The sequence below is a fragment of the Enterococcus devriesei genome (assembly GCF_001885905.1).
Lineage (GTDB): Bacteria > Bacillota > Bacilli > Lactobacillales > Enterococcaceae > Enterococcus_A > Enterococcus_A devriesei.
Genome location: NZ_JXKM01000001.1, coordinates 426,223 through 451,839 on the forward strand (window position 1 = coordinate 426,223; position 25,617 = coordinate 451,839).

Below are 25,617 nucleotides of genomic sequence, written 5' to 3' on the forward strand. Positions count from 1 at the left end.
GTGTTACTAGACAATGAAATATATCGGACTGAGTTAGAGAAAATTAATCGTGCAAAAAATGATTGGGGAAAAATTGATAACCATTCATTTTTGATCATTGGAGCGACAGGGATGATTGGTTCTTATATGATTGATTTGTTGATGAAAAGAAATAAGGATCATAATGCTAATATCCATATTTATGCAATGGGTCGTAGCATAGAACGTCTGACTAAAAGATTCCGAATGTATCTATCCGCTGATTTCTTTCATACGGTTGAAGCAGATGTTACTCAACCCATTGTACTTGATGAAGATATTGATTATATTTTTCATGGAGCTAGTAACACTCATCCAAGGGCCTACGCGACTGACCCAATAGGAACTATTATGACTAATTTAATGGGTACTCAACAAGTCTTAGATTTTGCAACGAATAAAAAAGTTAAACGTATTGCTTTTTTATCAACCGTTGAAATATATGGAGAAAACCGTGGAGACGTTGACAAATTCGAAGAAAATTATTGCGGCTATATTGACTGTAATACATTGAGAGCAGGCTATCCTGAAGGAAAACGTGCGAGCGAGAGCCTTTGCCAAGCTTATATTGCTAAACATGATTTAGATATTGTCATTCCTAGAATTTGTCGAACTTTTGGTCCGACAATGCTACTGAATGATACAAAAGCCTCTTCACAATTTATTTTAAATGCAGTAAACAATGACGATATTGTTCTGAAAAGTGAAGGGAATCAGTACTTCTCATATGCATATGTCGGTGATGTGGTCTATGCTTTATTGTATCTCTTAGTTAATGGTAAAAATGGGGAAGCATATAATATTGCCGTACCAGAATTTGACTTACATTTGAAAGATTTAGCGCAAGGTTTAGCAGCCGTAAATCAAAAAGAAGTCATTTTTGAGTTGCCTGATGAAGAAGAAAAAAAAGGTTTCTCAACAGCGAGCCAAGCAATCTTAGCCCCAGAAAAAATGGAGACGCTCGGTTGGCAATCACTGTTTGGATTAGAAGAAGCATTGCAAAATACAGTAAAGTTAATCAGAAATGAGCGAATTTAATGTGTGAGATAAGTATTATAGTGCCAGTATATAATGTAGAGAAATATTTAAATAAATGTGTGGACTCTATTTTGAATCAAACCTTTAAAGACTTTGAAGTGATTTTAGTTGACGATGGTTCACCAGATAATTCTGGAGCTATTTGTGATCAATACGCCCAAAAGGATTCGCGCGTGAAAGTCATTCATAAAAAAAACGGCGGTTTAAGTGACGCGAGAAATGCCGGAATTGAGGCGGCTCAAGGGAAGTATTTGGGTTTTATCGATAGCGATGATTATATTGCTGATGATATGTATGAACTTCTGTATAACAATATTGTTCACGAAGACGCAGACATGTCGATTTGTGGGATATATCATGTTTATGAGGGAAAAGAGCCCGAGGAAAAGCCGGGAAAATATATGGTTCTCAATCGTAACGAAGCCACAGTCTTGATTTTTCATGGGAATCAGATCTCAGATCATGCAGTTAATAAATTGTACAAAAAGCAAATTTTTAGTGAATTACGCTACCCTATCGGGAAGTATCATGAAGATTCTTTTACAATTGTTGGTATATTAGACCAATGCAATATAGTTGTTATCGATACAAAACAGAAATATTATTATTATCATCGGGATGATAGTATAACTAGCCAGACTTTTTCTAAAAAACACCTTGAATACATTACGGCCTGGGAACAAAATGAGAAAAAAGTATCTGGTAGAACCAAAGAAATTGATGAAGCGGCACATCAACGAGTTTGCTTTGCTAATTTTTTAGTATTAGACAAAATTGTTAATGCTAATATGGAGAGATTAGTTCCTGAAACTAAATCTATAGTTCACTATTTGAAAAATAATTATTCTTTTATTATGAAAAATTCTATTTTTACAAGAAATAGAAAAATTTCAATGACGTTATTAATGATTAGTTTGAATCTTTATAAGATTCCTTCTATAATTCAAAATAGGTTAATTAATAAGAAAAACGGGTAGATAGAGGTTTCTATGCAAAAATCACGATTATATTATTCAATGATGAATTCTTCAATATCAACAATTGTATTTTTTTTAAAACTAGTGATGCAGTTTGTTGTACGAACATATTTTATACGAGTCTTAGGAGTTACATATCTAGGGATAAACGGATTGTTTTCTAATGTACTCAGTTTGCTATCGTTAGCTGAACTTGGGGTTGGTACATCAATTGTCTACTCAATGTATAAGCCAATTGCAAATAACGATCAAAATGAAATTCAAGCGCTAATGATATTGTATAAAAAAGCATATCATTATATTGGAGCGGCAGTAGCTGTCATCGGTCTGGCATTAGTGCCCTTTTTGCATTTTTTTTCAAGTGATTTAAGTTCACAAGAAGGTTTTATTTGGTACTATCTATTGTTTTTGGGTAATTCCGTATTAAGTTACTTCTTTACATATAAGAGATCACTTCTAATTGCGAATCAAAGGTCATATTTAGTTAATATTAATGACTTCATATTTCTTTTTATCAGCAACATTTTTCAGATTTTTTTACTACTACATTATGGAAGCTTTACACTTTATCTAATAGTTCAGTTAATATTTACTTTATTAGGAAATTTTTCTATCTCATATAAGGTGGATAAAGACTATTACTTTTTAAAAAAATCAGAGCCTAAAAAATTAGGTAAAGAAAAAGTAAGAGAGATAAAAAAAAATGTAGTTGGAAATATGAGTTCTAAAATTGGTGGGGTAATTGTTATGGGAACAGACAGCATCCTCATTTCAAGTTTTGTAGGACTTGCTGCTGTTGGTTACTATTCTAATTACACTATGATTATCAATAACGTACAGAATTTATGTAAACAAGTTACCAATTCTATAACAGCTAGTATTGGAAATTATATTGTTACGGCAAATAAAAAGCAAGCGCTAGAATTATTTAAACGACATTTATTTGTGAATTATACGATGATTTATTTTTCTACTTTGATTCTTGTTTCAGTTCTTAATCCATTTATTAGATGGTGGATTGGAGAAAAATATATACTCCCTCCTTTGACGGTTAGCCTGATTGTAATTAATTTAGTAATTCAAATGTTTAGAAATACAAATTTTGTATTTATTGACTCATTTGGATTGTATTGGATTCAAAGATGGAAATCTATTTTTGAAGCAGCAATCAATCTAATAGCATCATTAATTCTATTAGCTGTTTTCAACCTTGGAATAAATGGAGTACTGTTAGGAACAATCACTTCATCATTTGGGTATGTAATGTGGATTGAGGCTTACTATATATTCAAATATGGATTAAAAGAAAAATTATCTGTGTATATTGTTCAGATTATAAAATATGTAATTCCATTAGGGATATCTGTAGGAATCGTTTTTTATGCTCAAACACTCTTTCAATTTAGTGGTTTTATAGGTATCATCGCAAAAATATTTTTCGCTTGTGCCATGGGTATGGTTTTATATACTATCACATTTTATAAAACACAAGAATTCGTTTATGTTAGAAATTTATTAATAAGGATTGTAAAGAGGTAATATTTATGAAAATTTGTATTGTTGGACCATCATTTGGTTATGGTGGAGCCAATATTGTTGCTTCAACTATTGGAAAAGAATTATCAAAAGAAAATGAGGTGTTTTACTATTCATATAAATTTAGAGAAAACTATTCTAAATTGCCGGAAGATAAATTGTTTTTTAGTTCTAAAAAGGAAAAGAGAATGCTTAGTAAATTTGGTAAAGGATTAGAATTGGCTTTTAAAAAAGAATTTACACCATCAAAATATAAAAAAAATGAAATAAATGATTTATTTGAAATTATTGAGAAAAATAGTGTTGATGTGGTCATTCTCAACTCCTTTATAGCTGTTACGATTTTTGCGGAAGAATTAAAAAATAAATTTTCTAATATCAAGGTTATAGCATGGATGCATGAAGATCCTGACTATGCTTTCAATGAGTTGGCGAAAAATTATTTGACTTCATTCTCTAAGTCACTCAAAATAGTAGATTCAATTGTATGTCTCTCTGAAAAGGCATATGATATTTACAGGGAAATTAACAATAATACACAAGTTATTTATAATCCTATGGTTCTTGAAAGTGGGAGAATCTCTGATTTGAATGATAAAGTTGTTTCGTTTACTGCTAGACTAAATGTTAAGGTCAAAGGGTTGGATTTTCTTTGTGAAATAGCTAGAGAAATTCCTGATGACTGGAAAATTAGGATTGCTGGCAATGGCCGTCCAGAAGAAGTACAGGAATTTTTAAATTTAATATCTGAAAGAAATGTTTCTGATAAGATTGAATATGTGGGACCTTTGAAAGGGAAAGCACTTGAAGAACACTATTTAAAAAGCTCAATTTTTTTGTCGACATCTAGGACTGAAGCTTTGCCTTTAGTTATAATTGAAGCATTATCATATGGTCTACCTATAATTAGTTTTGATCATTCTGGGGCAAAAGAGTTATTGGATAATGGCGAAATAGGTATTTTAGTGAGTGATTTCGATACTCAATTAATGGTAAAGAAAATAAACTTATTGATCATGAATAAGAGCTTACGAAAAAAATATCAAGATAAGTCCTTATTGAAAGCTAAATTATTTGATATAAATGTTATTATGAGTGAATGGAAGAATGTATTAAACGATTAGAAAGAAGTGTTAATTGTGTCCGAAGGTAAGTTGAATAAGGTAAAACAGATATATGTGATAGTTCTACTAATAAGTCTCCTGCTGCGTTCCATCAATGTTTATAGTTTGATTCCTTCAATTTATGATGGAGCACTGTTTGCTTTTCTTGCAACTATGGGAGCTATTTTTCTCCTGAATGATTTCTTTACAAGTTTAAAAGCTAGAAAATTTACTTATGATAAATTCTTAGTTTTTTTTATCATTGTTCTAGTTATTTCAATAGTAGTAAATCGTCAGTTTGGTGTAGTATCAAATTTAAAATTGATGGTTTGGAACAGTATATACTTTTTTTTAGTATATGAATCTGGTAAAACATTTTATAAAGAAGATAGTTTCTTTATAAAAATTAATTTCTCTTTGATTATTGCATGGTTTGTAGTTTCATTTCTTTCATTAATTATGTTTTTATTAAAGTTTGGTTATGAAAAATATACATCTCCACAAGAAAGAATAAGAATAGGCTTTCTGGAATCACGATTATTTGGATTATTTGGTGATCCTAATTATGGAGCAATTGTTTGTATAGTTGTAAGCATTCTATCAATCTTTTATTTAATAAATGGATGGAATAAAAAAGGGGTATTATTAAAGTTATTCCTAATTATAAATATCGCCATTCAATTTTCGGTGCTTCTTCTATCTGGCTCAAGAAGTGCTCTATTAATAAGTTTTGTTATTGTAGGTATCTCTACTTTTATTTATAGTTTTATTTTTTCTAGTAAAAGATCTAGTAGGAATTTTGTAGTTAGAATGATTATTTCATTAATCGTAACATTAGCTGTGACAGGTTTTTATTTTCTTCTGCAAAAAGAAACAAAAGACATTTTGCAAACAATCCCTGAGCATGTTAAATATGAACTGAAATTTGAAAATACAAAAAACAAAGTAGAATTGGGTACGGAAAAGGATAATAAAAAAAATAATGAAGTTTCTCTTGTAAGAAAAGATGTTGCTCAAAATAAAGATATTTCAAATATGCGATTTTCTATTTGGAAAAGTGCAATCGAAATCTTCAAAACAACTCCTTGGGTAGGGACATCGCCTAGAAATCTTATTCCTTATGCACAAAAATATTTACCTAATACTTTTATTGCCCAGAGATTATTTGTAGCCCATAATACATTTATCAATGTTCTAGTATCGACTGGAATTTTTGGTTTTCTATTATTCGTATTTTTCTTAATTTGGAATGCAATTTCAATTATTATTTTCTATTTTAAAAATAGAAATAAATTATCTTCTTCTTATTATATATATCTTGCGGCGGTCACAACATTAGTTTTATCAGGATTTTTTGTAAATGAACTAATTTTGGTAAATACAGTTGGTGCGCTTGTTTTTTGGCTGTATTTAGGTAAGCTCAACGGTCATAAGGAAGGAAAAATACTAGATGAAAAATCAAAAAATGAATCTTGATGAAATAAAAAAATCAGCATTAAATATGCTGATTTATGTTGATAAAATTTGTAAATCAAATGATTTAAGATATTCAATATACTATGGGACCTTACTAGGAGCTGTTCGTCACAAAGGTTTTATCCCATGGGATGATGATATAGATATTGTGCTTCCTAGACCAGATTACGAGAAATTATTATATATACTGGAAAAGGATCTCAATTATAAATTATCCACACCAATGAATGAGAATCCATACAGGTATACATTTTCTAAACTTTTTGACCCTAAAACAAAACTCGTCTCAAAGCAGATTTTTGATTATGAAGATAAAAATGCGGGCGTATTTATTGATATATTTCCTCTGGATGGACTTCCAGATCTGAAGGAAGAACAATATAGTTTTGCTTTGCAAATGGATATGTACAAAGCCGGATTTATGAATACTCTAGGATGTCTTTATGCAAGATCTTATTCTCACTTTAGAAGTGCAATTAAGCTTTTAGTGAAGTTTCCAACATATATTAAGTATAGAAATCAGGGAAACTATAATTATTGGAGAGATATGTATGAGAGCTATTCACAAAAGTATCCTTTTGAAAGTAGTAATCTGTGCGGCCATCTAGAATATGTAAAATATCAGAAAGCTATTTATCCTACTAGTTGGTTTAAAAAAGAAAATCTTCAATCGATAGAATTTGAAGGACAAAAAATAAGTGCCATAAAAAATGCTGATTTATTTTTAGAACAGTACTTTGGGGACTACATGACTTTACCGCCAGAGGATGAAAGAGTATCAAATCATTTATATGATTTTTATTGGAAGTGAGAAGACTTAAAGGAGGTTCTCGGATGAAAAAAGTAATAACATATGGAACTTTTGATTTATTACATTATGGACATATTAACTTGTTGCGTAGGGCCAAGGAACAAGGCGATTATTTAATTGTTGCCTTATCGACTGATGAATTCAATTGGAATGAGAAAAAAAAGAAATGTTACTTCGAATACGATAAGAGAAAACAACTTCTGGAAGCTATCCGCTATGTGGATCTTGTAATCCCTGAGAATGGTTGGGAACAAAAAGTCAAGGATGTCAAGGAGTTCAAGGTTGATAAGTTTGTTATGGGAGATGACTGGGCTGGAAAATTTGATTTTGTTGAAGAACAGACCGAAGCCGAAGTAATTTATCTTCCACGTACTCCAGAAATTTCTACTACGCAGATAAAAAAAGATCTGGAGGCAAAAAAAAATGAATAACTATCTAATCACAGGTGGAGCCGGCTTTATAGGCTCGACCTTAGCCAATCATTTATCTAAAGAAAATTTAGTGACCATAATTGATGATCTTTCAATGGGGAAAGAAGAAAATCTTATAGAAAGTTTAAATCTTAAATTTATCAATGGATCTGTGACTGATAAAAACCTGATGGAAGAGGTACTTTCCCAAAATAAATTCGATTATATTTTCCACTTAGCTGCAGTTGCTAGTGTAGCAGATTCTGTTGCACGTCCGGTTGAAACACATCAAATCAATTTCGAGAGTGTTTTATCATTGTTAGAACTAGTTAGAAAATACCAAAAAGATTTAAAACGGTTAGTGTTTAGCTCTTCAGCAGCAGTCTACGGGGATGAGCCAACACTACCTAAGAAAGAGGAATCAGTCATTCGTCCATTGACGCCTTACGCTGTTGACAAGTTTGCTGCTGAACAATATGTTTTGGATTACAATCACTTATACGGAGTCCCTACGAGCGCCGTTCGGTTCTTTAATGTTTATGGACCAAATCAAAATCCAGAATCCCCTTACAGTGGCGTTATTTCTATTTTGGTTGATCGCTATAAGAAACTGCAGTCTGAAGTAGATACACAATTTACCTTGTTTGGTGATGGTTCTCAATCACGTGACTTTGTTTTCATTGAAGACGTTATTCAAGCACTTTTGCTAGTAGCTGATAAGCCAGAATCTTTGGGAAAGCAATTTAATGTTGGCACAGGTAACGCAATTACATTGACTAAGTTAATTGAAGTCATTGATGAAATATTGGATATTAAATTGCCTATCGAGTATGAGAGTGAGCGAGAAGGTGATATCAAAGACTCAGTGGCAAATATTTCGAGATTGAATAGTTTAGGATATGAAGCTAATTTTAGTATTAATGAAGGCATGAAAAGATACTTAGATTCGGAAAATTTGATTTGATAGATGTTTTTCTCCTGAAAATGATGAAAAATTTGTATGAAAGTATACTTTATTTCAGATTTCAGGAGTTTTTTTGATGTATAAAATTTATTAGTTTTCTAAGGTAGTTTTATTTTACTGATAGGTTCGAAAGTAAATATATTTGAAAATTATATTTTTTATGGAAAAATCGTGTATTATTGATAGTACGATAGCCGAAAGTTAAATATTTATAGGTTTAAAATTCAAAATTTGATTGGGAGTACTTTTGATGAGGAAAAGCGTTGTGCTTAGAAATTTATTAGTGGCAGTGGTTCTTTTTGGAATCTTTTACATGGTTCCATACAACCATGACGAGTGGGCATGGGGAACAAATGAAGGAATTGAAAATTTGAGGAACTTCTTCCAAGGCTATAATGGTAGATACTTCGGGGATATAATATCTATTTTAATTACGCGAAGCAATCTTTTCAAAGCACTTGTGATGACGAGTTCGACAATTGGTGTTTTTCTGTCAATAAAGAGATTCTATCGAACGCAAGTTAGTAATAATCAAAGCAGAAAGATAATTTCCTTAGCAACACTATTATTACTATTGCTTGTTCCTACTGTGCTTTTCCGACAAATATATGGTTGGCCAGCAGCTTTTGTAAATTTTGTTCCACCAGTTATTTTTGTCGTATTGTATTTTACAGCCATGCATGAGACTTTAATAAATGAAGATGGAAAAGAGCTCTCTTTGCTTTCAGGTTTTTTTATTGTTTTAGGAACACAATTTTTTAGTGAGAACATTACCATATTTATGCTGATTTTGACATTTTCAGTTTTAATCGTTGAAAGGATCATGAATAAAAAAAATTCAAATTTTTTTATTGGCTCATTTATTACTGCATTAATAGGATCAATAATAATGTTCGCAAATCCAGCATATTTAAATGCAGCTCAAAATACTGATGGGTATAAAAAAATTGAACTTTCTATTGGGTTTATTTGGAACAAGATTGGTTCACAAATGTTGCCCAACATGATTCTCAATTATAAGTTTTTACTTATTGTTTTTAACTTAGCATTGTTGATCCTTTTCTTCAAGAAAGTCAATAATTTAAGTATCATAAATAAGATAGTAACGGCTTTTGTGATGATGTATACAATTTATGGCGTGTTTTTCTATGGCCAGATGAATTTCACTTTTCGGTATGATAACAGTATAATAAATTTATTTTCTATAGCATATTTTATTTGTTTGCTATGGATTATCTCAAGTGTATTTTCAAAGAAAGAATTATTATTTAATATAGTCTTGTTTCTTTCTGTTCCATTATCTGCTGCACCGTTAATTATAGCTGAACCAATTGGAGCGAGATCATTTTATTTGACCTATTGTTTATGGTTGTTATATACAGGAACACTCTATTTCAGACTCTTTGAAAATATAAAGTTTGAAAATAGAGTTTACAAATTATTGAAGTATCTTTTACGAATAGCGATTGGATCAATCTTAGTATTTTATTTTTTCATTTTCGCATATATGTATAGAGTTCAGATTCAACGAGAAAAGATAATAAGTGACTCTGTTAAGAGTGGCAATACTGAGATCGTTTTACCTCTACTACCAAATGAAAATTATACTTGGAAGACCAGTACAGGACCTGATAACTGGTTGAATCGCTTTAAGAAATTTTATGATATACCAGAGGATAAACATGTTACTTTTAAATAGAGAGGTATAAAGATGAAAAAAATTCTTATTTCAATTCCAGCATACAATGAAGAGGAAAATATTAGGCCTTTATATGAAAAATTGAAAGATACTTTGCTACCATTATCGCAAGAATATCTGTTTGAATATCTTTTCATAAATGATGGAAGTAGCGATGCAACTGTCAGTATTGTTTCTTCGTTAATTGATAAGACAAATGATGTTAGTCTGATAGATTTGTCGAGAAATTATGGAAAGGAGATTGCCATGGCTGCAGGATTTGATTATTCGACTCATGATGCAGTCATCACGATTGATGCTGATCTCCAACATCCACCTTCCTTGATTCCTGAGATGTTAAAATTGTGGGATCTTGGCTATGAGGATGTTTATGCAAAGAGAAAACAGAGAAAGGGAGAATCGTACTTAAAAAAATCGACGTCAAAAGTGTTCTATAAATTACTCGAGACAATGTCTAATTCTCCAGTCAATCCAGACGCGGGAGACTTTCGTTTGCTCGACAGAAAAGCTGTTGATGCTCTAAAACAATTACGAGAAACGCAGAGATATACTAAAGGACTGTATAACTGGATTGGTTTCAAGAAAATTTCAATTGAGTTTGATGCTGAGGAAAGATTATATGGGGACTCTAAATGGAGTTATAAATCCTTAATAAAGTTGGCAGTGGAAGGAATAACATCTTATACCACGGCTCCGTTAAGAATCTCAATGTATTTTGGATTCATTGTTTCAGCAATAACATTTATTTATATGATATATGTTTTAATAAAAACACTGATTTTCGGATCAGATACCTCTGGTTTTCCTTCGCTGATGATTGTTATGCTTTTTTTGGGAGGTTGTCAGTTGATTTCAATTGGTATTGTTGGTGAGTACCTCTCCAGAATTTTTATTGAATCAAAACGCAGACCACTGTATTTTATTGAAGAAATAAAAAAAGCAAAAATAGAAAATAAGTACAGGGAATAATTTCAAGTAAATTGTAATACTTTCTTTTTCATCTTGTATTTGTGTTAATTGATTTGATTTAAAAAAGTCGGAACATATCCGACTTTTTTTGGTATTATTATAGTTAGTTGTGAAGTTAGGAGAGTAAGTATGAACAATGAAAAAATAGCTATCCTCATTCCGTGTTATAACGAATCACTTACAATCAAGAAAGTAATCAATGATTTCCAAAAGGAGTTGCCGGAGGCTGATATCTATGTTTACGATAATAATTCAACAGATAATACTTATGAGATTGCACAAAGCGCTGGTGCAATCGTAAAAAAAGAACCGCGACAAGGCAAGGGAAATGTGATTCGTCAAATGTTTTTCGATATTGAGGCTGATTATTATTTAATGGTAGATGGCGATGACACTTATCCTGCTGAAAATGCTCAAGAAATGATTCAATCATTAAGAGAGGGAAGAGCAGATATGGTGATTGGTGATCGCTTATCTAACGGAACCTATTTTAGTGAAAACAAGCGGGCGTTTCATGATTTTGGTAATAATTTGGTTAAAAATTCGATTAATCGTTTGTATCAAGCAAACATAAAAGATGTGATGACAGGATATCGTGGATTTAACCGGATGTTTGTTAAAAGTTTTCCTGTGATGAGCTCGGGATTTCAGATTGAAACGGAGTTTACGATTCATGCATTAGATAAGCGGTTTAAATTAATTGAAATACCAATTGACTATCGCGATCGTCCAGAGGGCAGTGAATCGAAGTTAGACACGTATTCTGATGGGATAAAAGTTTTGCTGACTATCTTAAAAATGTTTAAGGATTATAAGCCGTTACTATTTTTTTCAATACTTAGTTTCATTTTCTTTGTGTTTGGCTTAATTTTTGGCATACCAGTGATTAATGAATTTATCCATACTGATTTTATTACAAAAATTCCTTCATCTATTCTTGCATCTGGACTGATGGTTTTTTCGTTATTATTATTAGTTACAGGGCTAATTTTAGATACAGTCGTAACAAATACTAAAAAAGAATATGAATTGAATTTATATCGGTTATATGAAAAATATAATCAAATAAGAAATCTATAAATTCATTAACTAAATAAATTTTACATTTCCCTCCTCTTTACTTTCATGTATAATGGTTAAAGTTATGACATGAAGTAAGGAGGAGTTGTTTTTGTCTGAGGATCAAAACCAACACTCAGAAGAGGGATCTTTTAAAGAACAGATTATGCGGGCTTTAGAAGAGGGTCGCAACAATCGTGATGTTGATGCAACAAAAAAAACGCGAACTACGAATAGAACGTCTAAAAAAGAAGCGAAGAATAATGACGAAAATGATCTAGCATCGTCTTATGAGCGCTTATTTGGTAATAAGAAAAAGATGGATGAGAAAGCGGTAGCTAAGCAGTCTGAAATCACTGCTAAAGATACTCCTACAAAAGAGAGGGTTCCTTTAGTGGATAAAAGTGTTCCTTCAGCAACCGAATCTATTCCTAAATCCAGTGGACATTCTAAACGTGAGCTAAAGCAAGAAGAAAAAATTAAAAAAAATACGACTGCTGCGAAAGAACAGCAACGTGAGCCTTCCATAGAAGCAAGTAGGAAAGCTGGAGCAGTTTCTGCGGATTCAAAAAAGATGATGAATAGTAATCTATCAGCAGAAAACAAAGAAGGCAAAGCTAAAGAAACCTCAAAAACGAGTCAAATGAATGAAGAAGAACCATCGATCTTCCATCGAATTAGCGAAAAATTTGAGGAATTGCATCATATGGAAGATGACTATGAAGGTGATTTAAGTGAGGAGAGCAACTTGAAACGAGCAGAACGTCGCAAAGAAGATCGAGTCGTGCGAAAGATCGTTTATATTTTAACGATTGGTATTTTAATTGTTGCCGGAGTTTTAGCGATTTCTGGTTATAATTATGTGAGTGCCGGATTGAAGCCGCTTGATAGAAATGATAAAAAATTGGTACAAGTAGAGGTTCCTAGTGGATCGTCAAATCGTCAAATTGGTGATATCTTAGAAGATGGCGATGTCATTCGTGACGGCATGGTTTTCAACTTCTATACAAAATTTAAAAACCTAACGAATTTTCAGGCGGGCTATTATCAATTTTCGCCTAATATGACGTTGGATCAAATTAGTAAAGAATTGCAGCAAGGCGGCAGCGCCGAGCCACTGGATGACGCGTCTAAGTTAACGATTCCGGAAGGCTACGATGTCGATCAAATTGCGAGTCTTGTAGCGAAGAAAACGGACTTTAAGAAGGAAGATTTCATCAAGGTTATCAAAGATGATAAATTCTTTGATCAATTAAAAGCTCAGTATCCTGATTTATTAACCGATGCTGGCAATGCTAAAGATGTTCGTTATCGTTTAGAGGGTTATCTATTCCCAGCGACATATAATGTTCATAAGAGTAAGAGTCTTGAAGATCTAGTGACTCAGATGGTTGATACAACCAATCAAGTATTGACACCTTATTATAGTCAAATCAAGGAAAAAGGCATGACAGTTCAAGAGGTTATGACCTTAGCATCACTTGTGGAAAAAGAAGGGGTCACTCAATCAGACCGTAAGAATATCGCGCAAGTCTTCTTTAATCGGATCGCGACAGGGATGCCGTTGCAATCAGATATTTCGATTCTTTATGCGTTAGGTGAACACAAAGAGTTTGTTTACAACAAAGATTTGGAAGTTGATTCTCCATACAACTTATATAAGAATACCGGTTATGGACCTGGTCCGTTCGATAATCCAAGTCAGGAAGCTATTTTAGCGGTTCTTGATCCGACTGATAATGATTATGTTTACTTTGTTGCAGATATTTCGACTGGAAAAGTTTATTATGCGAAGACGTATGAAGAACATATGGAATTAGTTGAAAAATATGTCAATAAAGATAAATAAACAATTTACAATACAGTAATTACGTGGTAATCTTTTGTGGATTAAATCTATAAAGGATTACCTTTCGTAATTTTGTTGATTGAAGGAGAAGAAAAATGGTAGAAAAAGCATATCCAATGACTCTAGAAGGGAAAGAAAAGCTAGAGCAGGAATTAGAAGAATTGAAAACAGTAAAACGTGGTGAGATCATCGAGAGAATTAAAATTGCTCGCAGTTTTGGCGACTTATCAGAGAACTCTGAATATGAATCGGCTAAAGATGAACAAGCCTTTGTTGAAGGACGTATTGTAACTTTAGAAAATATGATCCGTTTTGCAGAAATTATTGATAACGAAAACGTCGATTCAGATGAAATCTCGATCGGTAAAACAGTTACGTTTGTTGAGTTACCGGATGACGAAGAAGAAGAATATACAATCGTCGGTAAAGCGGAAGCAGATCCGTTGACTGGTAAAATCTCAAATGATTCACCAATCGCGCAAGCATTGATTGGCAAGAGTGTTGGCGATGTCGTAACGATCGCAACACCAGGTGGAAACATGGATGTCAAGATCGTCAAGGTCGAACAAAACTAAGACTATTAGAGAGACGCTAGCCGTCTCTTTTATTTTGCGAGTTTTTCTCCTTGCTTTAGCAAGTTAGAAAAATCGTATGCGTACGAAACTAAACAGTTTTCCATTTCTTGAAAAAGTATTTAATAAAATGTGCTAGTTGTCAGTGTTTTTTTCAATTATAAAATGCAAACGATTTATTTGGCTCTACTGAAAGATAGAGCTTCAAGCGTTTAGTCGGAATCGCTTAGGTTGCGACTTAAGACCGATAGTATTCTTCGAAGAAAGAAAGTAGAATAAATGTAAATAAAAAGGTTGGGAGGGGATAATAGAATGAAAAATCCATGGCGCTTTTTCATTGTGATTGAAGCCCTGCTTGCAATTTTCTTACTATGGCAGTTATCTGCAAACCCAGCGATGCTGATTATGCTGATTTTTGGTGCATTGAACATTTATTGGGCATTAAGAAAAGATCGACGTAAAAAATTTCAATTAATTTTAGGTTCGGTTATTTTGATCATCTGCTTAGTCAATAGTCCGGCGACTTGGCTAATGTTGATTTTTGCGGTTCTCTTTTTAGGACTGAAAGGTTTTGAAGTCGCAGGAATTTCCATGCCGAATCACTCTTTCAAAAATAAAAAAAGTATTGTAATGGTAGAAACGACAGAACCTGTCGGTCATAACGGTGAGCGAAAAAAACAAAGTTGGATCGGCAATGATCGGATTGGCACGCAAGTTTTTGAATGGGACGATATCAATGTCGCGATTTTAGCCGGTGATACAATCGTTGACTTGGGGAATACTTTATTACCAAAGGAAGATAGTATTGTGATCGTTCGTAAAGGCTTTGGTCGGACACGGATTTTGGTTCCATATGGTGTCGGGGTTCTTTTTGAACATGCCACTTTGTATGGTAAGGTGGACTTTGAGGATGACCAACAGGTTCTACGCAATGAAACATTGAAAATGTATAGCGAGGATTATGATGAAAGTGCGCGGCGTTTGAAGATCGTCACGAATACACTCGTTGGAGATGTCGAGGTGATTCGTGTATGATGGGGAAGTATTCCCGTTTACAAATCTCACTCTATTCTGGATTGGTCTCTTTCTTACTGATCTTGACGACGCTATTCTTGTACATGTATGCCATCGGTAAGAAGCAGATGATTGCACAGCTTTTTGCGGCGCGAGTGTTCTATATTCCGTTATTCATTCATATTATCGTGATTGCTTTGACGGTTAGTGGCGTAGTTTATTTTTTAGTGACTTTTTTAGAAAAAAGACAGCTAGGAAAAATCGAAGAGAAACTTCAAAGTTTAGCTTCTGGAAACTATGAGCAGCCCTTCTTAGATGTAAAAATTTCGCAAAATCAAGAAATGCTTTTAGTCGATCACGATATCAAGCGAATCAAAGAAAAATTGGTTAGTATGTCGCGGGAGTTGCAGCAATTAAGCAGCTTGCCTCAAATGGTGGACGGGACGACACGGGAAAAGATTCTTGAAGAAGAACGGCATCGATTGGCGCGGGAGCTCCACGACTCCGTTTCTCAGCAGCTGTTTGCGGCCATGATGATGATGTCTGCGTTAAATGAGCAATCTCAGCAATCTGAAGAGTTGGAGCCCTACAAAAAGCAGTTGGCAATGGTAGCGGATATTATCAATGCAGCTCAGTCTGAAATGCGTGCATTATTGCTACATTTGCGGCCAATCAGTTTAGAAGGCAAGAGTCTAAGACAAGGGATCGAGCAATTATTAAAGGAATTACAAACGAAAATTCAAATCCAATTGAAATGGGATGTACAGGATATTCAGGTTTCTGCTAGCATTGAGGATCAATTATTCCGCGTTGTCCAGGAGCTATTATCCAACACCTTGCGTCATGCTAAGGCGAATGAATTGGAAGTCTATTTGAAGATCGTTGGTCAAAATATTTTGTTGCGAGTCATTGATGACGGGGTCGGCTTTGAAGAAAAAGATGAACATGCAGGTAGCTACGGTTTACGAAATATTCGTGAACGAATCGCCGGTGTAGGTGGTTCAACGAAGATAATCAGCTTTAAAGGTCAAGGAACCAGCATCGAGATCAAAGTTCCGGTAGTGAAGGATGCTGCCGCTTTTTTAGAAAAGGGTGTTCCCGCAGGATCACCTGACTAGTTGGCTTAGTTAGGTGTCCGAGATCAGCAAATTATGTGTTAAAAGAATACGAACAAGGAGGCAGAGGATGATACGAGTGTTACTAGTGGATGATCACGAGATGGTTCGTTTAGGCGTTTCTTCTTATTTATCCATCCAGAATGATATAGAAGTTGTTGGGGAAGCGGAGAATGGTGAAGAAGGCTATGAGAAAGCGCTGGCTCTTCGACCGGATGTGATCCTGATGGATTTAGTCATGGAAGTCATGGACGGTATCGAGTCCACCAAAAAAATCTTAAAGGATTGGTCAGACGCCAAAATTCTGATCGTAACTAGCTTCATTGATGATGAAAAGGTCTATCCAGCAATTGAGGCGGGGGCCTCAGGCTATCTATTGAAAACCTCAACGGCCCATGAGATCGCGAATGCAATTCGAGCGACCTTCAAAGGGGAGCGGGTTTTAGAACCAGAAGTGACGACTAAGATGATGGAACAGCTTTCCAATCGTAATCGCCATGTCCTTCATGAAGAACTAACCAATCGGGAGCAAGAAATTTTACTCTTGATTGCCCAAGGAATGAGCAATCAAGAAATTGCTGATGAATTGTTTATTACTTTGAAAACCGTAAAAACACATGTTTCTAATATTTTGGCTAAGCTAGAAGTTGAGGATCGCACACAAGCCGCAATCTATGCCTTTAAACACGGGTTGATAAAATAGAGGGTTCATCTCTGTTTTATTAACCCGCTCTTTGTTATACTTAAAAAGACATCGTGAACAGAGAGTGCTGAATTCACGAAAAAGAATAATAGGAGAGAGCGCATGAAACAAAGTTTTGCAATTATTGGATTGGGAAGATTTGGTGGTAGTATTTGTCGGACTTTGATCGAATCAGGGCAAGAAGTTTTGGCCATTGATAGTAGTGAGGATCGAGTAAACGAATATATGAATATCGCGACCCATACGGTTGTGGCGAACGCACAAGACGAAATGACATTGCGTTCTTTAGGAATTCGAAATTTTGATCATGTCATCGTAGCGATTGGTGAAGATATTCAAGCCAGTATCTTAGTCACGTTAATGGTCAAGGAGATGGGTGTGCCCAATATTTTGGCAAAGGCCCAAAACGAGTACCATGCGCGTGTACTGGAAAAGATTGGCGCGGATCGCGTCGTTCATCCGGAGCGAGATATGGGGCAGCGGATTGCTCATAATTTAGTTTCTAAAAATATTTTAGACTATTTAGAGTTGTCCGACGAATTTTCTTTGGCGGAAATTAATGTAACCAATCGAAAATTCTATGGCAAAACGTTAGACGAGCTAGATTTTCGTCAGCGTTTTGGCTTAAATATTGTCGCCATTCGTCGGGACAAACAAGATCCGATTGTCGCACCTGCGGCGGACGAAGTCGTTCAAAAGGACGATCATTTGGTGGTAATCGGCCGCGATGAAGATGTCGATTATTTAGACGAGAAAATGAATGGATAGGTGAGTAGTGATGAAATTAACGATAACCTCGAAAGCACAAGCTTGGTTTAAACAAGAGCTTGAACTAGCTGAAGGTCAAGGTATTAAATTTTATGGAAAAGTTTATGGCAAGACACAGGTTCATGATGGCTTTTCTGTTGGTATGGCGGTGGACACACCGGAAAGCCCATTAATTGAAGAAAATGTTAATGGTATGCTGTTTTTTATTGAAGAAGCAGATGAGTGGTTTTTTAAAGGCTATGATCTAGTGGTTGATTACGATGAAGAATTAGATGAGCCGAAGTATGAGTTTAACCAAGCTTAGGAGTGACCTGAATGCTATCAATAATAGTCCCTTGCTTCAATGAAGAGGAAGCCATTCCGCTTTTTTTCGTCGAGATGGAACGAGTAAATCAATCTGTAATTCATGACTTTGAGTATATTTTTATTAATGATGGCTCTAGCGATCGAACGTTAGAAAAGTTACGCGAGTTAGCACGAATGCATCCCAATGTCCGATACATTTCTTTTTCCAGAAATTTTGGCAAAGAAGCTGCTCTATATGCTGGTTTGCAAGCATCAAAAGGCGAACTAGTTACTGTGATGGATGTTGACTTGCAGGATCCTCCTGAACTTCTGCCGCGTATGATCGAAATGATCGAAACCTCTGATATCGACTGTGTAGGAACACGTCGAGCCGATCGAATAGGTGAACCGTCGATAAGGAGTTTCTTTGCCAAAAAATTCTATCAGTTAATTAATCGGATCAGCGATACGGAAATGGTGGATGGTGCGCGGGATTATCGTTTGATGACTCGTCAAATGGTGGATGCAGTGTTGGAGTTGACGGAACACAATCGTTTTTCGAAGGGCTTATTTAGTTGGGTAGGCTTTAAGACAGAATACATCTCTTTCGAAAATCGTGAACGAACGGTTGGTGAAACGTCATGGTCTTTTTGGAAATTATTCAACTATTCGATTGACGGAATCGTTAATTTTTCTGATGCTCCATTAAACATCGCTTCTTTTGTCGGTGCCTTTTCTTGCGTCGCTTCAGGCATTGCAATGCTGTTTATCATTATTCGCGCCTTGGTCTTTGGTGATCCTACCGCAGGCTGGCCATCGCTCGTGACGATCATTCTTTTTATCGGTGGCGTACAGCTCTTGTGTATTGGCATCATCGGGAAATACATTGGAAAGATTTTCATGGAGACTAAGAAGCGTCCTGTCTATATTGTGAAGGAAACCGAAAAAAAGTTGGACGACTAGTCCAACTTTTTTTAATACCCACGTTTTAGCTCTACTTGGTTTTCAGACAGTGAACCATCGGCTACATAGCTTTTCAGATTGGCTAAAAAGATTTTCATAAATTTATTTTGAAAATCAACGGTTAATCCGGAAATATGAGGTGTAACTAGCACATTCTCTAATTGCCATAGGGGACTTTCTTTAGGTAGTGGCTCTTCTTCAAAGACGTCTAATGCTGCAAAGGCAAATTGCTTCACTTCAAGTGCGGTGATCAATTCTTTTGTATGGAGAGTCTCGCCCCGACCAACGTTGACAAAGATGGCGGACTCTTTCATATTTTCGAAAATGTGGCTGTTGAAAATGTGATAGGTTTCCTGGGTACCCGGCAGGATTCCTACGACGATATCCATTTCAGGGACAATTTTAGCCATATTTTTAATTGAGTAGGTTTCTACGAATCCGTCGGCTGGATGTCCTGTGGTATTGATTCCATAAACGTGAACACCTAAGCTGCGAATGGATTTGGAGAGCTGTTGTCCAATATGGCCAGTTCCAACGACTAGTAAATTTTTGCCGGCCAGTTGATCATAATGAATATTTTCCGGCTGCCAGCTATTTACAACTTGATTTTTAACAGCTTGATTTAATCCGCGATAATAGCCCAACAATGTTCCAATGATATGCTCGCTGATCGAAAGGGCATGGATCCCACTGCTATTAGATAATAAAATAGCTTGCTGAGCAAAGGTGTCTAGAGGTAAATAATCTACTCCTGCTGAGATGGATTGGACCCATTTTAAGTTTTTACTGTCTAAGAGTTGTTGGCTGAATTGTTTTTGCCAGCCAACGGCGATTTCAACTTTAGCGAACTCGCTATCATTTAACTCTGTTTTGATTTGATAATCGGGAGCAATGTCTCGGATCTGTTGAATAAATTCTGTTCGAAAGTTTTTTTGTAAAAAAATAATTGGTTTTTCCATAGTCCGCTCCTCATTTCTTTTTTTGCTGCAAATCTTTGATTCATTCTAACAAAAAATACGAAAAAAAACTGCTTACGGAATCGTAAGCAGTTATTTGTTCGGTAATTGAATTTGTGGGAAATATTTAATGATTCGCAAAAAGATGAATAGGCTAATGAAGGTAACTAGGATACTTGAGTCAAAATTCGGCTGAAATAGTAAAATAATGGTTGCTAAAATCGTTGGGATCGTAGCGCAGAAAATAATTGTTTTGAAGCATTCGAAAAAGGTGATTCGTCTTAAGCGTAGCTTAGCGACGATCATGCCGGCAATGCCTGCAAAAACTAATGTGACAAATAGGTTAATGAAGGAAGGATAAAGTCCTGCTAGCAACATAACAATTGGTGTCCATACCGGTATTTTTAAATCTTTAAGTCCAGCTTTTAATTTTTCACCGGTCATATTTTTCAAAGGCTCTTGCTTGTATGAAAATTTCAGTACATTATCACCAAACAAAGCGGAGCTAACACCGCCGTAGTCGGGTAGAACTAACAAGGCTTCGTTTTTTAAGAGACCGACACTGAAATAATTTCCGACTAAATCTTTTTCGACATCCTGTTGACTGCGTTTACCAGCGGGATCAAAGGTAAGAATGACCGAATTGGTCTGATAAATAAAGCCTTTTTCAGGTTTTGCAGTTTTGATTTCACCATTTTCGATTTCAAAATCGGGAATTTTTTGTACGATCTTTAAGCTGTCTGATTTGATTTGATCCATTACTTGGAGTGCTTGGTAGACGGTAGGAATCGCCAGCAGCAGACTCAAGCCTAAGAGATAGATAATAGATTTCCAAAAAGGGGTATTTCTCGCATTCTTTAGTTCTTCGAAACGAAAAAGGGATCCCTTGATTAATTGACGAAAAGTCATGTGATCGCTCCAATCTGTATACAAAAGCCATTGTATCGAAGTAAGCTTGAAATAACAAGCTGATCCGTAAAAATGTAAAAAGAATCCAAGAAAGAATTGACTATTTTTTCTAGCTCCGCTATCTTACTTTAAGAAGAGAAGAATAGGAAAGTGAGTAATTATGAAAATCTATCATCAATTTAAAAATTATCTCAAAGCAAAAAGATTATGGGAAGTCTTTATCTATTTGTTTTTTGGGGGGCTGACTACAGTTGTTAACATTGTAGTTTTTGCTCTTTCTTACCAAGTGTTTCAGCTGGACTGGCCGATCTCAAATACGATCTCGTGGGTTTTTTCAGTGCTCTTTGCCTTTGTTACGAATAAAGTTTGGGTTTTTCAATCGAAAACGGAAAGCTTAGGAGCCCTTGCGTGGGAGTTTGGTAAATTCATCGTTGCTCGTGTGGTTTCTTTTGGTATGGATATGGCCTGTATGTATTTATTCATCGATATGCTCCACACAGGGAATCTAGTCGCTAAGCTCATCACTCAAGTAGTCGTCGTAGTAGCCAATTATATTTTCAGTAAGGTCTTTATTTTCAAGAAGGTAGAGGTTATCGAGGAGGAGAAAACGAATTCTTCACCACGCTAAGCATATGTTTTGAAGATAGTTGCGTTGTTTGATACAGTTAAAATGTAAGATATTTTAAGGAGGAATTGAACAATGGCTTATACTTTACCAGATTTACCTTATGGATACGACGCTTTAGAGCCTTATATCGATGTTGAAACGATGCATTTGCATCATGATAAACACCACAACACGTATGTAACTAACTTAAACGCTGCGATTGAAAAATATCCAGAATTGGCAGAACAAACAGTAGAAGAACTAGTAACGAACTTAAGTGAAGTTCCTGAAGATATTCGGACAGCTGTCCGTAATAACGGGGGCGGTCATGCAAACCACAGCTTCTTCTGGAAAATTATGGCGCCAAACGCTGGCGGTGAACCAACAGGTGAGATCAAAGCAGCCATTGATGAAGCGTTCGGCGGTTTTGAAAAAATGAAAGAAGAATTCAAAACAGCTGCAACCGGTCGTTTTGGTTCTGGCTGGGCTTGGCTAGTAATCAATAATGGCAAACTAGAAATCACTTCGACTGCCAACCAAGATAGTCCATTAACAGATGGCAAAACACCGATTATTGGTTTAGATGTTTGGGAACATGCCTATTACTTGAAATATAAAAATGTTCGTCCAGATTACATCGCCGCTTTTTGGGATGTTGTTAACTGGGATCAAGCGAATAAAAATTTGGCAGCGGCTAAATAGTTGATTATAAAGATGCTTTCGAGCATCTTTTTTTGTTTTGCTCAGTGTATTCATAAGGATGGTAATCAAGCTATTCATTTTTAATAAAAGTTTAAATTCTATATTGAAAAAATACTTTCGACGATAATTAAGAAAGGATAGCTTGTAAATTCTAGGAATCTTCATAATTTTATGGTATAAATCGGTTTCATAGAGTAGATTTTTAGTTATTACTTTTTTAAATTTCTGTTATATAAAATTAATTTTTTTGGTGTTGGTTGAACCAAAAGTCGTTCTATGAGAAAATAAACCGTAAAAAATGTTGATTGAGGTGCGCGATGAGTCGTTGGAAAAAAGTGATTGTTGGATTATTAGTCCTCCTAAATTTATTTGTCGGGGGCATTACCTATTATGCTGTCCAAGTAACAAATGATGCGAGTAAAATGGTTGATAGCATTCGTCAAACTGTTAAACGAACCAGTTTGAAGCGTGAGAGCGGAGAAAAACCGAATATCGATAATGCAGAACCATTTTCCATCTTGCTTGCGGGGATTGACACGGGCGACCTAGGTCGTTCAGATCAGGGCCGTTCAGATAGTATGATGGTAGTGACGATCAATCCTAAACAGAAAAAATCCACAATCGTCAGTCTTGACCGTGACATTTTAACGAAGATCGTTGGTTATGGTACCAATGACAAGTTGAATCACGCCTATGCCTTTGGCGGTGTCAAAATGTCGATGGACACGATTGAAACGCTATTAGATATTCCGTTAGACCATTATGTCTCAATCAATATGCGAGGTTTGAAGGATTTGATCGATGCCGTTGGTGGGATCGAAGTAAATAATAAGATTGACTTCACTTTAGATGGGATTCATGTGGCAAAAGGAAAGCAGAAGCTTGATGGGGAAAAAGGCTTGGCCTACGCCCGGATGCGTTACGAAGATCCTGAAGGAGACGTTGGACGCCAACGTCGCCAACGTGAGGTTGTAACCAAAATTTTACGTAAGGCTATGTCAATTAATGGTGTAGGGAATTACAAGAAGATTTTAAAAGCCGTCGAAAAAAATATGCGGACGGATTTATCATGGGACGATATGATGGATATCGGTACAAACTATCTACCAGCCTTTGATACGATCAAACAGAAACAATTGGTTGGCAAGAGTCAAATGATCGATGAAATCTATTATCAAATTTTAGGTACGAATGAATTGTTAGATATTCAAAATACCTTGAAAAAACAATTAGATAAACCGACAGCCAGCACGCTGCCAAATCTAAATGAGGAAGATGCCGACAGCTTGTTTTACGATGATTCAGATGGCAAAGCCAGCGAAGATACGAGCCAATTTGCTCCTGGCTATGACAATCCGAACAATTATGATACAAGTGGTAATGGCTACCAACAAGGTAGTGATACTACTCAAAATGGCGATCAAACGCAGTACGATCAAGGTTATACTGATCCAAATCAAGGTTATGGTGGTGCTACCGATCCAAACGCAGGTCAACAAAGTGATCCTTATGGTCAACCAGCTGTAAATTATTAAAATAAGCAAAAGGAGCTAAGATAATTTAATCTCAGCTCCTTTTGCTTATTTTCTAGTTAATTTCACGACCACTTCGCAACGGGCGGTTTGTGGGAACATATCAACCGATTGTAAATAGTCTACCTGATAAATGTTTGCGAGACTGACGAGGTCACGTGCCAGAGTAGAAACATTACAGGAAATGTAGACCATCTGGGGACTCGGCGATTCTTGGATCGCTTTTAACAACTGATTGTCTAAACCGGTCCGAGGCGGATCTACGACGATGGCATCTGGCGCAAATCCTTCCTTTAACCATTTTGGTAACAAACTTTCAGCGGTTCCAACTTCATAATGAGTGTTTGTCAGGTTCATTGCTTCCGCATTCTTCTTAGCATCATCGATCGCTTGGGGAATGATATCCATGCCCCGAACTTCTTTCGCTTGTTTGGCTAATGAAAGCCCAATCGTTCCAACACCGCAATAAGCATCGACAATTGTTTTAGGCGTCGCCAAATCTAAAGCATCGATCGCTTCTTGATAAAGCACCTTTGTCTGTTGCGGGTTCAATTGGAAGAAGGCACGAGGCGAAAGTTCAAAACTCACTTCGTTGATTTTTTCATTAATGACTTCTTTGCCCCAAAGATGGAGCGTCTCATCTCCCATGATGACAGACGTTTTTTTGTCTTGCACATTTTGCATGATCGAAACGATCTCTGGCAACCGATTGGTGATCTCGCGGATCAAGGCGTTTGCTTGCGGCAATTTTTTTGTTTTGGTAATCAGGACTAGCTGGACTTCGCCAGTCTCAATACCGATCCGCACCATCAATGTCCGGAGAATTCCTGAGTTCGTGCGTTCGTCGTAAATTGGCAAATCATATTTTGTCAAAAGCTTTACGACGGTATTGATGACTTTTTGAGTCGTCGGTTCTTGTACGAGACAATCTTTAATTGGAACTAGCTGATGGGATTCCGCTTGATAAAGACCAGCTTCAACTTGCTTAGTCTTCTTATTTTGGCGTAATTGAAACTGAGCCTTGTTCCGATAGTGCCACGGATCGTCCATTCCTAAAGTGTCACGTAATTGGAAAGCTTGATAACCGGCTGGCTTGAATTTTTCCAGTGCCTGGCGCAGTAAGTCTTTTTTAAAGTCTAACTGCTTGGAATAAGCTAAATGTTGCAATTGGCAGCCACCGCATTCTTCGTAAACTGGACATGGAGGTGTGACGCGATCAGGACTTTTTTTGGTGATCTTTACTAAGGAGGCTTCCCCAAAGCGCGGGGTCGCTTTAGTGATCCGGGCAACCACCGTTTCGTTTGGTAAGGCGCCGGTTACAAAAATGATTAGGCGTTTGTAATAAGCGATGCCTTCACCGTTAATGCCAAGGCGTTTGATTTTTAAGGTCAATGTTTGGTTCGGTTTTAATTGAACAGCCATGAGGCAGCTCCTTTCTATTTATACAAGTTGCTAGTGATAATTGGACAAGCTAATGAATCGCTTTTATCAAGCGCAATTTTTTTATGTTTTCAAATGGATTCAATCTATTGGACTGGCATTATTTTAGCATATTTTTAGTGATTGGTTGGGTTTCTATGAT

General features: G+C 35.7%; 25 protein-coding genes. 22 read left to right on the plus strand and 3 right to left on the minus strand.

Translation table 11 applies throughout. From position 1 onward, the window contains the following. From RV00_RS01935 to RV00_RS02025, 19 genes are all read left to right on the plus strand, one after another. Window positions 1-1,056: an NAD-dependent epimerase/dehydratase family protein gene (locus tag RV00_RS01935; protein WP_071860914.1), complete on the plus strand. Its 1,056-nt coding sequence runs from the start codon at window positions 1-3 to the stop codon at window positions 1,054-1,056. Continuing rightward, a complete protein-coding gene (locus tag RV00_RS01940; RefSeq protein WP_071860915.1) occupies window positions 1,056-2,033 on the plus strand; it encodes a glycosyltransferase family 2 protein in 978 nt (325 codons plus the stop codon). Before RV00_RS01935 ends, RV00_RS01940 begins: the two co-directional genes overlap by 1 nt. Before the next feature lie 12 nt (window positions 2,034-2,045). After that, on the plus strand, window positions 2,046-3,572 hold the full coding sequence (locus RV00_RS01945) for a lipopolysaccharide biosynthesis protein (protein WP_071860916.1): 1,527 nt from the start codon (window positions 2,046-2,048) through the stop codon (window positions 3,570-3,572). A gap of 5 nt (window positions 3,573-3,577) precedes the next feature. Then, window positions 3,578-4,693, plus strand: coding sequence for a glycosyltransferase (locus RV00_RS01950; RefSeq protein ID WP_071860917.1), 1,116 nt, complete (start codon window positions 3,578-3,580; stop codon window positions 4,691-4,693). Between the two features lie 15 nt (window positions 4,694-4,708). Next, a complete protein-coding gene (locus tag RV00_RS01955; protein WP_084133203.1) occupies window positions 4,709-6,148 on the plus strand; it encodes an O-antigen ligase family protein in 1,440 nt (479 codons plus the stop codon). Then, entirely contained in the window at window positions 6,123-6,959 is an 837-nt protein-coding gene (locus RV00_RS01960) for a LicD family protein (protein WP_071860918.1), read from the plus strand. The genes RV00_RS01955 and RV00_RS01960 overlap by 26 nt, the downstream gene beginning before the upstream one ends. Before the next feature lie 23 nt (window positions 6,960-6,982). Beyond that, entirely contained in the window at window positions 6,983-7,390 is a 408-nt protein-coding gene (gene tagD, locus RV00_RS01965) for a glycerol-3-phosphate cytidylyltransferase (protein ID WP_071860919.1), read from the plus strand. Then, on the plus strand, window positions 7,383-8,333 hold the full coding sequence (locus RV00_RS01970) for an NAD-dependent epimerase/dehydratase family protein (RefSeq protein WP_071860920.1): 951 nt from the start codon (window positions 7,383-7,385) through the stop codon (window positions 8,331-8,333). Before tagD ends, RV00_RS01970 begins: the two co-directional genes overlap by 8 nt. 250 nt (window positions 8,334-8,583) lie before the next feature. Next, a complete protein-coding gene (locus tag RV00_RS01975; RefSeq protein ID WP_071860921.1) occupies window positions 8,584-10,032 on the plus strand; it encodes a DUF6056 family protein in 1,449 nt (482 codons plus the stop codon). Between the two features lie 12 nt (window positions 10,033-10,044). Beyond that, window positions 10,045-11,001 (plus strand): glycosyltransferase family 2 protein, encoded by a 957-nt coding sequence (locus tag RV00_RS01980; protein WP_071860922.1) that lies wholly within the window; start codon window positions 10,045-10,047, stop codon window positions 10,999-11,001. 129 nt (window positions 11,002-11,130) lie between these two features. After that, the gene (locus RV00_RS01985) at window positions 11,131-12,081 is read left to right on the plus strand and encodes a glycosyltransferase family 2 protein (protein WP_071860923.1); all 951 of its coding nucleotides are present in this window, start codon (window positions 11,131-11,133) and stop codon (window positions 12,079-12,081) included. Window positions 12,082-12,703: 622 nt separating this feature from the next. Continuing rightward, on the plus strand, window positions 12,704-13,909 hold the full coding sequence (gene mltG / locus RV00_RS01990) for an endolytic transglycosylase MltG (RefSeq protein ID WP_371851565.1): 1,206 nt from the start codon (window positions 12,704-12,706) through the stop codon (window positions 13,907-13,909). Window positions 13,910-14,004: 95 nt separating this feature from the next. Beyond that, the gene (greA, locus tag RV00_RS01995; protein WP_071860924.1) at window positions 14,005-14,484 is read left to right on the plus strand and encodes a transcription elongation factor GreA; all 480 of its coding nucleotides are present in this window, start codon (window positions 14,005-14,007) and stop codon (window positions 14,482-14,484) included. A gap of 309 nt (window positions 14,485-14,793) precedes the next feature. After that, a complete protein-coding gene (liaF, locus tag RV00_RS02000) occupies window positions 14,794-15,516 on the plus strand; it encodes a cell wall-active antibiotics response protein LiaF (protein WP_071860925.1) in 723 nt (240 codons plus the stop codon). After that, window positions 15,513-16,613, plus strand: a complete 1,101-nt coding sequence (locus RV00_RS02005) for a sensor histidine kinase (RefSeq protein ID WP_071860926.1) — start codon at window positions 15,513-15,515, stop codon at window positions 16,611-16,613. Before liaF ends, RV00_RS02005 begins: the two co-directional genes overlap by 4 nt. A gap of 67 nt (window positions 16,614-16,680) precedes the next feature. After that, entirely contained in the window at window positions 16,681-17,313 is a 633-nt protein-coding gene (locus RV00_RS02010) for a response regulator transcription factor (RefSeq protein WP_071860927.1), read from the plus strand. 102 nt (window positions 17,314-17,415) lie between these two features. Continuing rightward, window positions 17,416-18,081, plus strand: a complete 666-nt coding sequence (locus tag RV00_RS02015; protein ID WP_071860928.1) for a potassium channel family protein — start codon at window positions 17,416-17,418, stop codon at window positions 18,079-18,081. 10 nt (window positions 18,082-18,091) lie between these two features. Beyond that, window positions 18,092-18,385, plus strand: coding sequence for a HesB/YadR/YfhF family protein (locus RV00_RS02020; protein ID WP_071860929.1), 294 nt, complete (start codon window positions 18,092-18,094; stop codon window positions 18,383-18,385). A gap of 11 nt (window positions 18,386-18,396) precedes the next feature. Continuing rightward, a complete protein-coding gene (locus RV00_RS02025) occupies window positions 18,397-19,329 on the plus strand; it encodes a glycosyltransferase family 2 protein (RefSeq protein ID WP_071860930.1) in 933 nt (310 codons plus the stop codon). An 11-nt stretch (window positions 19,330-19,340) separates the two neighbouring features. Here the strand turns inward: RV00_RS02025 and RV00_RS02030 are convergent, their stop codons facing one another. Then, window positions 19,341-20,288: a phosphoglycerate dehydrogenase gene (locus tag RV00_RS02030; RefSeq protein ID WP_071860931.1), complete on the minus strand. Its 948-nt coding sequence runs from the start codon at window positions 20,286-20,288 to the stop codon at window positions 19,341-19,343. 90 nt (window positions 20,289-20,378) lie between these two features. After that, a complete protein-coding gene (locus RV00_RS02035) occupies window positions 20,379-21,194 on the minus strand; it encodes a DUF1189 domain-containing protein (RefSeq protein WP_071860932.1) in 816 nt (271 codons plus the stop codon). A 160-nt stretch (window positions 21,195-21,354) separates the two neighbouring features. Between RV00_RS02035 and RV00_RS02040 the strand changes: the two genes are divergently transcribed. From RV00_RS02040 to RV00_RS02050, 3 genes are all read left to right on the plus strand, one after another. Continuing rightward, entirely contained in the window at window positions 21,355-21,822 is a 468-nt protein-coding gene (locus RV00_RS02040; RefSeq protein WP_071860933.1) for a GtrA family protein, read from the plus strand. Between the two features lie 72 nt (window positions 21,823-21,894). Then, window positions 21,895-22,503, plus strand: coding sequence for a superoxide dismutase (locus RV00_RS02045; RefSeq protein ID WP_071860934.1), 609 nt, complete (start codon window positions 21,895-21,897; stop codon window positions 22,501-22,503). 317 nt (window positions 22,504-22,820) lie between these two features. Then, window positions 22,821-24,038: an LCP family glycopolymer transferase gene (locus RV00_RS02050; RefSeq protein WP_071860935.1), complete on the plus strand. Its 1,218-nt coding sequence runs from the start codon at window positions 22,821-22,823 to the stop codon at window positions 24,036-24,038. Window positions 24,039-24,083: 45 nt separating this feature from the next. On the opposite strand, the gene rlmD is transcribed toward RV00_RS02050, so the two are convergent. After that, window positions 24,084-25,457: a 23S rRNA (uracil(1939)-C(5))-methyltransferase RlmD gene (gene rlmD / locus RV00_RS02055; protein ID WP_071860936.1), complete on the minus strand. Its 1,374-nt coding sequence runs from the start codon at window positions 25,455-25,457 to the stop codon at window positions 24,084-24,086. Window positions 25,458-25,617: the final 160 nt, after the last annotated feature.

Bases quoted from the DNA above. Each gene is read 5' to 3' on its own strand.
- RV00_RS02030 (WP_071860931.1), bottom strand. From the start codon at position 20,288: ATGGAAAAACCAATTATTTTTTTACAAAAAAACTTTCGAACAGAATTT.
- RV00_RS02040 (WP_071860933.1), top strand. From the start codon at position 21,355: ATGAAAATCTATCATCAATTTAAAAATTATCTCAAAGCAAAAAGATTA.
- greA (WP_071860924.1), top strand. From the start codon at position 14,005: ATGGTAGAAAAAGCATATCCAATGACTCTAGAAGGGAAAGAAAAGCTA.
- RV00_RS02035 (WP_071860932.1), bottom strand. From the start codon at position 21,194: ATGACTTTTCGTCAATTAATCAAGGGATCCCTTTTTCGTTTCGAAGAA.
- tagD (WP_071860919.1), top strand. From the start codon at position 6,983: ATGAAAAAAGTAATAACATATGGAACTTTTGATTTATTACATTATGGA.
- RV00_RS01975 (WP_071860921.1), top strand. From the start codon at position 8,584: ATGAGGAAAAGCGTTGTGCTTAGAAATTTATTAGTGGCAGTGGTTCTT.
- RV00_RS01940 (WP_071860915.1), top strand. From the start codon at position 1,056: ATGTGTGAGATAAGTATTATAGTGCCAGTATATAATGTAGAGAAATAT.
- RV00_RS02020 (WP_071860929.1), top strand. From the start codon at position 18,092: ATGAAATTAACGATAACCTCGAAAGCACAAGCTTGGTTTAAACAAGAG.
- mltG (WP_371851565.1), top strand. From the start codon at position 12,704: ATGAATGAAGAAGAACCATCGATCTTCCATCGAATTAGCGAAAAATTT.
- RV00_RS02005 (WP_071860926.1), top strand. From the start codon at position 15,513: ATGATGGGGAAGTATTCCCGTTTACAAATCTCACTCTATTCTGGATTG.
- RV00_RS02010 (WP_071860927.1), top strand. From the start codon at position 16,681: ATGATACGAGTGTTACTAGTGGATGATCACGAGATGGTTCGTTTAGGC.
- rlmD (WP_071860936.1), bottom strand. From the start codon at position 25,457: ATGGCTGTTCAATTAAAACCGAACCAAACATTGACCTTAAAAATCAAA.
- RV00_RS01950 (WP_071860917.1), top strand. From the start codon at position 3,578: ATGAAAATTTGTATTGTTGGACCATCATTTGGTTATGGTGGAGCCAAT.
- RV00_RS01970 (WP_071860920.1), top strand. From the start codon at position 7,383: ATGAATAACTATCTAATCACAGGTGGAGCCGGCTTTATAGGCTCGACC.
- RV00_RS01945 (WP_071860916.1), top strand. From the start codon at position 2,046: ATGCAAAAATCACGATTATATTATTCAATGATGAATTCTTCAATATCA.
- RV00_RS02050 (WP_071860935.1), top strand. From the start codon at position 22,821: ATGAGTCGTTGGAAAAAAGTGATTGTTGGATTATTAGTCCTCCTAAAT.
- RV00_RS02015 (WP_071860928.1), top strand. From the start codon at position 17,416: ATGAAACAAAGTTTTGCAATTATTGGATTGGGAAGATTTGGTGGTAGT.
- RV00_RS01980 (WP_071860922.1), top strand. From the start codon at position 10,045: ATGAAAAAAATTCTTATTTCAATTCCAGCATACAATGAAGAGGAAAAT.
- RV00_RS02025 (WP_071860930.1), top strand. From the start codon at position 18,397: ATGCTATCAATAATAGTCCCTTGCTTCAATGAAGAGGAAGCCATTCCG.
- liaF (WP_071860925.1), top strand. From the start codon at position 14,794: ATGAAAAATCCATGGCGCTTTTTCATTGTGATTGAAGCCCTGCTTGCA.
- RV00_RS01960 (WP_071860918.1), top strand. From the start codon at position 6,123: ATGAAAAATCAAAAAATGAATCTTGATGAAATAAAAAAATCAGCATTA.
- RV00_RS01985 (WP_071860923.1), top strand. From the start codon at position 11,131: ATGAACAATGAAAAAATAGCTATCCTCATTCCGTGTTATAACGAATCA.
- RV00_RS02045 (WP_071860934.1), top strand. From the start codon at position 21,895: ATGGCTTATACTTTACCAGATTTACCTTATGGATACGACGCTTTAGAG.